The organism is Candidatus Nanopusillus massiliensis (genome assembly GCF_920984865.1).
Genome location: NZ_OV100765.1, coordinates 213,094 through 221,217, shown reverse-complemented (window position 1 = coordinate 221,217; position 8,124 = coordinate 213,094). Strand labels below are relative to the sequence as shown.

The window sequence follows — 8,124 nt, the reverse complement described above, 5'->3', positions numbered from 1 at the left end:
TACTGCATGTTCAACTCCAGGTCCCCACACCCTCTCTCACCAACAGAAATTTGTGAGACAAATATTGCAGTAGCACCCTAAACCTGCAATCAATCTTTTTAATGACATTACTATGATCTTGCCATTGCTGGTTTTGTTAAATATAATGTAGAAACAGAATCTACAACAACTCTTTTTGCATTTGTATCTTTTTTTGCTTGCTTTCTACATCTAATAATTCATGTATATTATCTAAATCTTTTACTAGATATTTTTCTCTTTGAGCTGCGTGTACCAGTTCCACCAGTAAATGCATCTACAATTGCTATTTTTCCTTCTTCCTCATATTTTGATATATCCCATCCAAAATTCTTAAAACTCCTTCTAACAGTTACTGGATGCTCTTCCAATGCAACAAATACTCCATATTTCATTATTTTTTAATCCATTATATAAAAACTGTTTACCTCAAATAGATTTTCCTGTACCAGGTCCTCCACTTAATAATACTACATTTCTATCAGGTATTCCTCCATATAATATTTCATCAAATCCTTGTACATATTTTCTAACTTTATATATCATTATAATATTTTGAAATAAACTGCTTAAACATTTATAAATAATAACATTGTTATATTTCTATGGCAAAATATTTAATATTATTGACATAAGAAGATAAAAGTACAATAGAAATGGCATTATAATTTTCAAAAGTATTAAAAATGAGCGGAGCAGAAGATATAAAAATTTGTTTTACTTTAGAAGGAATTAAAGCATTAAATAAAGAAAATGAAGAATATAATTTAATTATATCTAAACATTTAGAGGATATAAAAAATTTAAATATAAACATATATGCATGCGAAAAATTTATGATGAAATTTAATATACTAGAAGAAAAATTAATATATACAGATAAAATATTTTCATATGAAGAATTTAATAAATTAGTAGATCATGGATATGGAATAATTACCTTTTAATTTCGATTATTTTTCCTTCAACATTATCTATTAAAACAAATCATCATGTGTACATAATATTACTTGATAATTATTTAAGCTAGATATTACTTGGGCTAAAGATAATCTCATATTCTCATCTAAAGCTTTTGTAGGTTCATCTAACAATAGTATATTAATATTTAGATTTAGATATAGAAGCAATTGCTAATCTTAATGCCAAATCCAATATTTTTATTTGTCCACCNNTTAATCCAGCCTCATCAATATACTTTTTAATACTTTTTCCATCAATATTTTTAATTACATAAATATAAAATAATTTCTCATCCTTTACTTTACTTTCCTTTATATCTATTCCAACATCTATAATATCTTGATATCTATATAATTTCTTAAAATAGAATTTAAATGCATTTTCTAGATTTTTAGATAGTTTCTCTCTATTAACTTCTATATATTTTAATAGAAAGATTATATAGGGATCGCAAATTATTTATATTTTTACTTATATTCTTTAATTTTTCATTTATACTATTATACATATTTAATTTTTCTTTTTAATTTTTTACCAATTCTGGTTTTAGATTTTCATATTTCTTTATTTCTTTATTCAATGTTCATTTAATTTATTTTCAAACTCATTTATTGAATTCAAATTATTCCTTTTATATATATCTTTTATTTTTTCTAACATTTCCTTTTCATATTATCTATCTTCATTAAAGAATATTTAATATTATTTATCTCATTTTTTATATTTTGATATTCTTTTCTTAAATTATCTATTACTTTATCCAGTTCATTTTTCTTTATATAATCTTATTGTATCCTTTATTATCTTATATTCATTTATTTGATTTACTTTATAATTTATTTCATTGATCTCTTTTTCAATTCTTATTTTTTCATTTTCAATATCTAACAAATTTACTTTATCTTTAATTTTTCCCTGAATGTATAAAAAATACTTATATTTATTTTCTATTTCCTGATATAATTTATCTAAATTATTCTTTTCATTTTTTAATTTACTTAAATTTTCTTTATCTTTTTCCAAACTTTCTTTATATTGATTTAACAATTTTTTTATGCAAATCTTCATCCAAGGCTCTTTTACATNCAGGACATTCTGATATTTCTCTATTTAATATATTTAAATATTCTTCTTCTTCTTTTTTTTTTTTTTCTAAAATTATTATATTATTTTCCAATTCTTTCTTTTTATTTTCTATATTTTTTATTTCATTTTCTACATTTTTATATTCTATATATTTATCTATACTAGAATATACTTCTTTTAATTTTTTTAACCTATATTCTACATTCTTTTTCATCAACATTTTCCAAAAATTGCTAATTCCTTTTTTTCTACTTTCTAAATANNNTAAAGAACTACTGAATAATTCTTTTGAATAATCTTCATATTTAAGATTTTTTCTTTCAGATTCAAGATTTAATATATTATCATATAGTTCCTTTTCTTTTTCTTGCTCTACTTTTTCCTTTTGATTTAAATAATTTTCCTGAGTTAATAAATTATAATCTATGCTCTTTCCAATGTTTTTAACTCTAAATAATCTTTATATATATTATCTCTTACTTTCTTTAATTCCAAATATTTATTAATTTCTTCTAATAATTTTTCAATATCTCTATCACCAAAGATATTTTTATATAATTCTATATCTTTTAATAATAGGCCCTTTTCTTTTTCTTCCTATCTTTCTTCCTTTTCTAAGTCTTTTATTAATCACTGTCAACTGTTTTNAATATTAAAGAATAATATTCTATATCAAATATTTTTTTTAATGAATTTTGTTAATTCAATTTTTCCAGATAAATATAATATATCTTCCCAAATCCCCCTGTTTTATATATAATACATCTGTAAATTCTCAACCCTATTTATATTCAATATTTCCTTTATTTTTTTATTAACAATATCANNNCCTGAAGCTATAACACTATTTCCTTCATATAATATTACCTTTGATTCTCCATTATTATTTGAAGATCTTATTATTTTATATAAAGTATTTCCATTCAGAAATTTCCAATTCTACATTTAAATTATTTGAACCAGTCCTTATTAAAGATGATACATTTGATATGTTTATACTAGGTAAAGAATCTTTTCCAAATAATCCAAATAATATTGCATGGAATATAGAAGTTTTTCCAAGCCCCATTTTCTCCTATTATTATATTTTTTTCATCAAAATTGATCTCTAAATTTTTATGTATTTTAAAATTCTCTAATTTTGATCCTATAAGCTTCCATTTTATTAATTGTTTAAATAAAGCTTCTCTTATTCTATCCAAATCAGAATTGTTGGCAGAATACATTTCCTCAACATAATTCTTTTATATAATTAAGCATTTTTTTTATTTCTTGCTTATTATTTACAAAAAAAGAACTATCCATTATATTATCTATTGTAATTACCTCATTATTTAATTTTATTTCTTCATGTAAAGAATAAGAATCATCTAAGATTAAATAACCAGATTCCATTAAATTTTCCAATAGATTTTTTATATTAGTATAATAATCCTTTTTATATCTAACTTTAATTTTTATGATTGTTTCCTTAGATTTACTATAAATATCATTTTTTAATTTATTTAATCCATCATCATTGTTTATTATATCTTCATAAATATATATTGGCCTAACATTTAATTCTTTAANNTCTATATCCTCATCTCTTACATAAAAAAATCCTTTCTTTATATTTTCTTCATCTTTTGATATTTCAGTCCTTTCAGTAGAACCTGGTAAAGCAAATACTCTATTTTCGTGTTTTTCTAAATGTTTTTTATGAAAATGTCCAAATGCATAATAATCTGCTTTAGGAAAATCTTCTGGAGATAGAATCCTTGGTTCTTTTCCATAGCCTTCCAATATATTTTCTGGAAATATATTTATTGCACCATGAAACANAAAATTGTATAACCATTATTTTCAAATTTTAAATTTGATAGATTCTTTTTATAGTTGTCTCANTTGTTCATATGATAAATTTGAAGGTTCGGATATTCCATAAATGTATATATCTTTATATATAAATGGTTCTTTTATATTTGCCTTATATATTAAATCCAATTTTTTTAATATTTCCAAAACATTTTGCCTTTGTCCTTTTGTATCNTGATTTCCCTTAATAAATATTAATGGTATTTTATTATCCTTTAATTTAAATAATATATCTAAGTTATTTCCAATATATATTTTGAATCTATTCTAAAATAATCATCAAAAAAATCTCCAGAATGAATTATAAAGTCAACTTTTTCTCTAATTNNAACATCATAACTGTTTAAATGAATTTAAAAAATCATATTTTCTAATCTCGCTATATTCTACTCGGTATTTGACATCCTAAATGGGTATCAGAAACATGAACAAATTTCATTAAATATTATTGTATAAAAATTTTTTATTTATATTTTCTAAGTATTCTTTTGAATTATTTAAAACTATTTCTTTATCCTTTTTATAATAATCAAAACTTATTTTTAATAAAAAACGAATCATCGGTATAATGTAATTTAATAATTTTATTTAATGTTAGTTCATCTTTATTATTTCATTATATAAATATTATAATTCTCATCAAAGTTGCAATTATTTTTTATATCTTCAAATTTTAATCCTAAAGAAATTAGATTTCTAAAAAATATATCTATGTTATTTTTATTGTTAATTTTTATTTCATATACTTCAATTATATTACTTATTTACCCTCTATCTTTATAATTATTTATTTCTATTTTCTTTCTATCAATATCCTTTAATAATAAATCAATTACATTTAATATTCTATTTTTATCATCCCATTCTTGTATATTCACCCTTAATAGTACAAAAGAAATTTTCATGTATATAAATAAGCCGAAAAGTTTATATTTATAAAAAAATTTATATTTAAAATGGTAAAAAGAACACAGGGTTTACCTATAAATACTATAGTTTTAGCAATTATTGCAATAGTTGTGATTAGTATTTCTTGTATTAATATTTACTGGCGGACTCGGAAAATTTGCTGGACAGACTAGTCAGATATCTCCTTCATCTAATCCAACAAGTAGTGCACAATGTTCAGAATATGCAGCAATAATAGCAAGCCAAATAGGAACTTCCACTGATTCATCTGCTCAACTACAACTGTTAGCAAATTCTCAATACGTAACTTCAAATTGTAGTGTTTATTCTCAATATTCATTTACCTTATATAATGGTTCTTAAATTGTATGTGGACTTGGTTCAAATTATGAAATACAAACATCCTCAGGTACTAATATATGGTTGCAAGATTCAATGATGATTTATTTTTTATTACTAAATATTATTTATGATAGATAAGAATTATGTTTCATCAATTTTAGGTATATCAAAAACAAAATTACAAGAATTAATAAATGAAAAAATAAAACAATATAAAAATTTAATTGATGAAGAAACGGCTATTTTATTGATATTAAAAGAGAAGGGAATAACATATAGAAGATTTATATAATATAAAAGTAAAAAATTTATATCCTTGATTAAAGATAAAAGAAATAAAATTAAAAAAAAATAAAATATTAATAAAAAAAGATAATTTAATAATTCTAGAAGCTGGAGATGAAACTGGATTAATTAAGCATAATAATTAAAGATTATAGATGGAAAAGAAAAGAAGATATATTAAAAGAAAATAATAATATAAAAGTAAAAAATGCAGTTGTTTTAAATGACTTTGTTCTATCAATATTCATAAATAATATAGACTTAATAGAAAAAATAGATGAAAACATAAATCTAAATCAAAATTATATATCATATAGATATATAAGATTGCTAAAAGAAAAAGATAATAACTATATAGTATTAGCAGACAACTTTAATATATTATATTATAGAAAAAAATATTCAATTAAGTAATAATAAAACTTATATAATAAAATTTTATAATGAAAGACCAAAAGAAATTATTGAACTAGAATCCTATTAAACTCATTAATTTATCGGGATTATTATAATACATATTCATAATTCCTGAATTCTTTCTATATTTTCTTATGTTATTTCTTAACATATATTCTAATACCCTTATTTTAAATTCAAAGTTGTTTTTATCATCACTTTTACTCCAATTATCTAATTTCAGCAATTTTATTTAATATATAACTTTCAGCTGGTATATAAGAATCATCTCTTGGATCCCATTTAAACGAAATTATCGTATCAACATCTTTCTTTTCTTTATTAAATCCAATTATTTCATATATCTTATCTACTCTTCTTACATATTTTCCTTGATATCTCAATCTTTTAAGAAACACAACTCCATCCAATACTTGCAATAAAGATGGAGGTAAATTAATTGGAGGAGATAATAATCTATCCATTAATGCTTCAAAACTTTCTGCANNNATAGTACCTAAACCAGCATGACCTTTGCCATTGCCTGGAACAATATATAAGCTTCCTCACCTCTTACTTCACCTACAATTATATAATCTGGTCTTTGTCTCAAAGCAGCCTTTAATAGATCAAACATAGTAACTTCACCATATCTATTTGGACCATATCCCGGTCTTGCATCTGGAGATATCCAGTTTGGATGTGGTAACTTTAAGTCTGCAGTATCTTCTATTGAAATTATCTTTTTCTCAGGTTTTATAAATAAAGATATTGCATATAGGAATGATGTTTTACCTGTAGCAGTTCCTCCAGATATTAATAATGATGCTTCCCTCTTCTATTAATGTCCATAAATATGCTAATATATTAAAGTCTACAGTTCCATATAATAATAGATCAATTGGAGTGAATGGATCTTCTGTAAATTTTTTAATTGTAANNNNAGAACCTCTCCTAGAAATATCTTTTCCAAAAGTTATCTGGATTCTTGATCCATCAGGTACAGCTGCATCTAACAAAGGATTTGCAACGGATACAATTCTTCCAGTTCTTACAGATAATTTTATTACAAAATTGTCTAATTCTTCATCAGACATTNNATTGTAAATTTGTTTGTGATTTCACCTATTAATGGATTTCTATGGAATATAAATATTGGATAATTTATACCCGTANAAGATATATCTTCAATTAATGGAGCCCTCATTAATGGATCTATTATTCCATAACCAATTGTATCCCTTATTATATAATATAATATATATGGCAACTTATTTTTATCTATTGGATATCCTTTTTCTTTTATTATATTCAAAGATTCCTTTATTATATAATTTCTGGTATATTCTTCATTTTTTTCCATTCCTAAGGGAAGTTCTGATGTTCTAGCTAAATCATGAATTATTTCATTTATAATTTTTCTATCTTTTTCATTCATACTTGGTTCTATTACATGATATATAAGTTCACCATATTCATTATCCCAAGATATATCAGCATATGCAAATATATATTCTCTACCAAGAATATTCATCTTAGTTAGTGGATACCTAAATTGACTTATACTTTCATTCTTTCCATCTAATTCTACAAAAAATCTAAGTTTATCATTTTCAGTAATTTTTTTATTTTGTGAAGGTATATTAATTAAATTTTATATTATAAACTTTCTTACCTGCTTTTTTATTTTTTCTTTTTTCATATTTATTATTAATTAATGGCTATTTAAATTTGGTTGATATTCATTATTTGGATTTTCTATAATGTTTATTTTTTCATTTTTTTCATTTAATTTTCTTTTTATTTCAATTTTTTTTCTTATTACATCTACAACATTATGAATAAAATCATAAATGTTGCTTATGTAATGAATGAAAACTTGGAAAAATATAAATTTAGCTTGAGATTGAAAATAGAATTTGAAGAATAATTTTTATATTGCAAAAAGAAAGAATTCAAAGCTACACCATAGATAGGATGAAAATATGCATTATTATTTAAATTTATAGATAAAGAATTTCCACATGCATAAATATACAACANTGTATATCCTCATCTATTGAAAATCTATAATTCTGTGAAGGCTGACAATAGAGATTTGCATTATATAAGTAAGAATAATATATACAAAATTCAACGTTTGATTTTATATAATTTAAAATTATTTTATTATAATTTGATGGATTTGTTATTTGATTGAAATATAAAATCATTGACTGGGAGATAAAAAATAATATTAAAGTTATTAATACGATTTCTATTGCATTT

General features: G+C 22.1%; 9 protein-coding genes and 1 pseudogene (1 of these 10 only partly in view). 2 read left to right on the top strand and 8 right to left on the bottom strand.

Features of this window, described 5'->3' with window-relative positions; all coding sequences use genetic code 11:
• Window positions 1-564: pseudogene (locus tag LUA84_RS04640) on the bottom strand (KaiC domain-containing protein); it reaches 286 nt to the left of the window's first position.
• Window positions 565-704: 140 nt separating this feature from the next.
• On the opposite strand from LUA84_RS04640, the gene LUA84_RS01500 reads away from it, so the two are divergent.
• Window positions 705-965 carry a DsrE family protein gene (locus LUA84_RS01500; protein ID WP_231434121.1) on the top strand — a complete coding sequence of 87 codons (261 nt, stop codon included), beginning with the start codon at window positions 705-707 and terminating at the stop codon, window positions 963-965.
• 30 nt (window positions 966-995) lie between these two features.
• Here the strand turns inward: LUA84_RS01500 and LUA84_RS01495 are convergent, their stop codons facing one another.
• The 5 genes from LUA84_RS01495 to LUA84_RS01480 form a co-directional block, all read right to left on the bottom strand.
• A complete protein-coding gene (locus tag LUA84_RS01495; protein WP_231434119.1) occupies window positions 996-1,148 on the bottom strand; it encodes a hypothetical protein in 153 nt (50 codons plus the stop codon).
• Between the two features lie 598 nt (window positions 1,149-1,746).
• A complete protein-coding gene (locus LUA84_RS01490) occupies window positions 1,747-2,049 on the bottom strand; it encodes a hypothetical protein (protein WP_231434116.1) in 303 nt (100 codons plus the stop codon).
• Window positions 2,050-2,971: 922 nt separating this feature from the next.
• Entirely contained in the window at window positions 2,972-3,136 is a 165-nt protein-coding gene (locus LUA84_RS01485) for a hypothetical protein (protein ID WP_231434115.1), read from the bottom strand.
• A gap of 1,226 nt (window positions 3,137-4,362) precedes the next feature.
• On the bottom strand, window positions 4,363-4,485 hold the full coding sequence (locus tag LUA84_RS04110) for a hypothetical protein (RefSeq protein WP_256443493.1): 123 nt from the start codon (window positions 4,483-4,485) through the stop codon (window positions 4,363-4,365).
• Window positions 4,486-4,688: 203 nt separating this feature from the next.
• The gene (locus LUA84_RS01480) at window positions 4,689-4,829 is read right to left on the bottom strand and encodes a hypothetical protein (RefSeq protein ID WP_231434114.1); all 141 of its coding nucleotides are present in this window, start codon (window positions 4,827-4,829) and stop codon (window positions 4,689-4,691) included.
• A gap of 473 nt (window positions 4,830-5,302) precedes the next feature.
• On the opposite strand from LUA84_RS01480, the gene LUA84_RS01475 reads away from it, so the two are divergent.
• Window positions 5,303-5,467: a DUF2240 family protein gene (locus LUA84_RS01475; RefSeq protein ID WP_231434113.1), complete on the top strand. Its 165-nt coding sequence runs from the start codon at window positions 5,303-5,305 to the stop codon at window positions 5,465-5,467.
• Window positions 5,468-6,086: 619 nt separating this feature from the next.
• Here LUA84_RS01475 and LUA84_RS01470 read toward each other — a convergent pair.
• Window positions 6,087-6,341 carry a hypothetical protein gene (locus LUA84_RS01470; RefSeq protein WP_231434112.1) on the bottom strand — a complete coding sequence of 85 codons (255 nt, stop codon included), beginning with the start codon at window positions 6,339-6,341 and terminating at the stop codon, window positions 6,087-6,089.
• A gap of 32 nt (window positions 6,342-6,373) precedes the next feature.
• Window positions 6,374-6,628: an ATPase, T2SS/T4P/T4SS family gene (locus LUA84_RS01465; protein WP_231434539.1), complete on the bottom strand. Its 255-nt coding sequence runs from the start codon at window positions 6,626-6,628 to the stop codon at window positions 6,374-6,376.
• Between the last annotated feature and the right edge of the window lie 1,496 nt (window positions 6,629-8,124).

What these genes read in the sequence shown, in the direction of transcription:
- LUA84_RS01490 (WP_231434116.1), bottom strand. Translation starts at nt 2,049, where the DNA reads ATGAAGATTTGCATAAAAAAATTGTTAAATCAATATAAAGAAAGTTTG.
- LUA84_RS01470 (WP_231434112.1), bottom strand. Translation starts at nt 6,341, where the DNA reads ATGGATAGATTATTATCTCCTCCAATTAATTTACCTCCATCTTTATTG.
- LUA84_RS01475 (WP_231434113.1), top strand. Translation starts at nt 5,303, where the DNA reads ATGATAGATAAGAATTATGTTTCATCAATTTTAGGTATATCAAAAACA.
- LUA84_RS01500 (WP_231434121.1), top strand. Translation starts at nt 705, where the DNA reads ATGAGCGGAGCAGAAGATATAAAAATTTGTTTTACTTTAGAAGGAATT.
- LUA84_RS01485 (WP_231434115.1), bottom strand. Translation starts at nt 3,136, where the DNA reads ATGGGGCTTGGAAAAACTTCTATATTCCATGCAATATTATTTGGATTA.
- LUA84_RS01480 (WP_231434114.1), bottom strand. Translation starts at nt 4,829, where the DNA reads ATGAAAATTTCTTTTGTACTATTAAGGGTGAATATACAAGAATGGGAT.
- LUA84_RS04110 (WP_256443493.1), bottom strand. Translation starts at nt 4,485, where the DNA reads ATGATTCGTTTTTTATTAAAAATAAGTTTTGATTATTATAAAAAGGAT.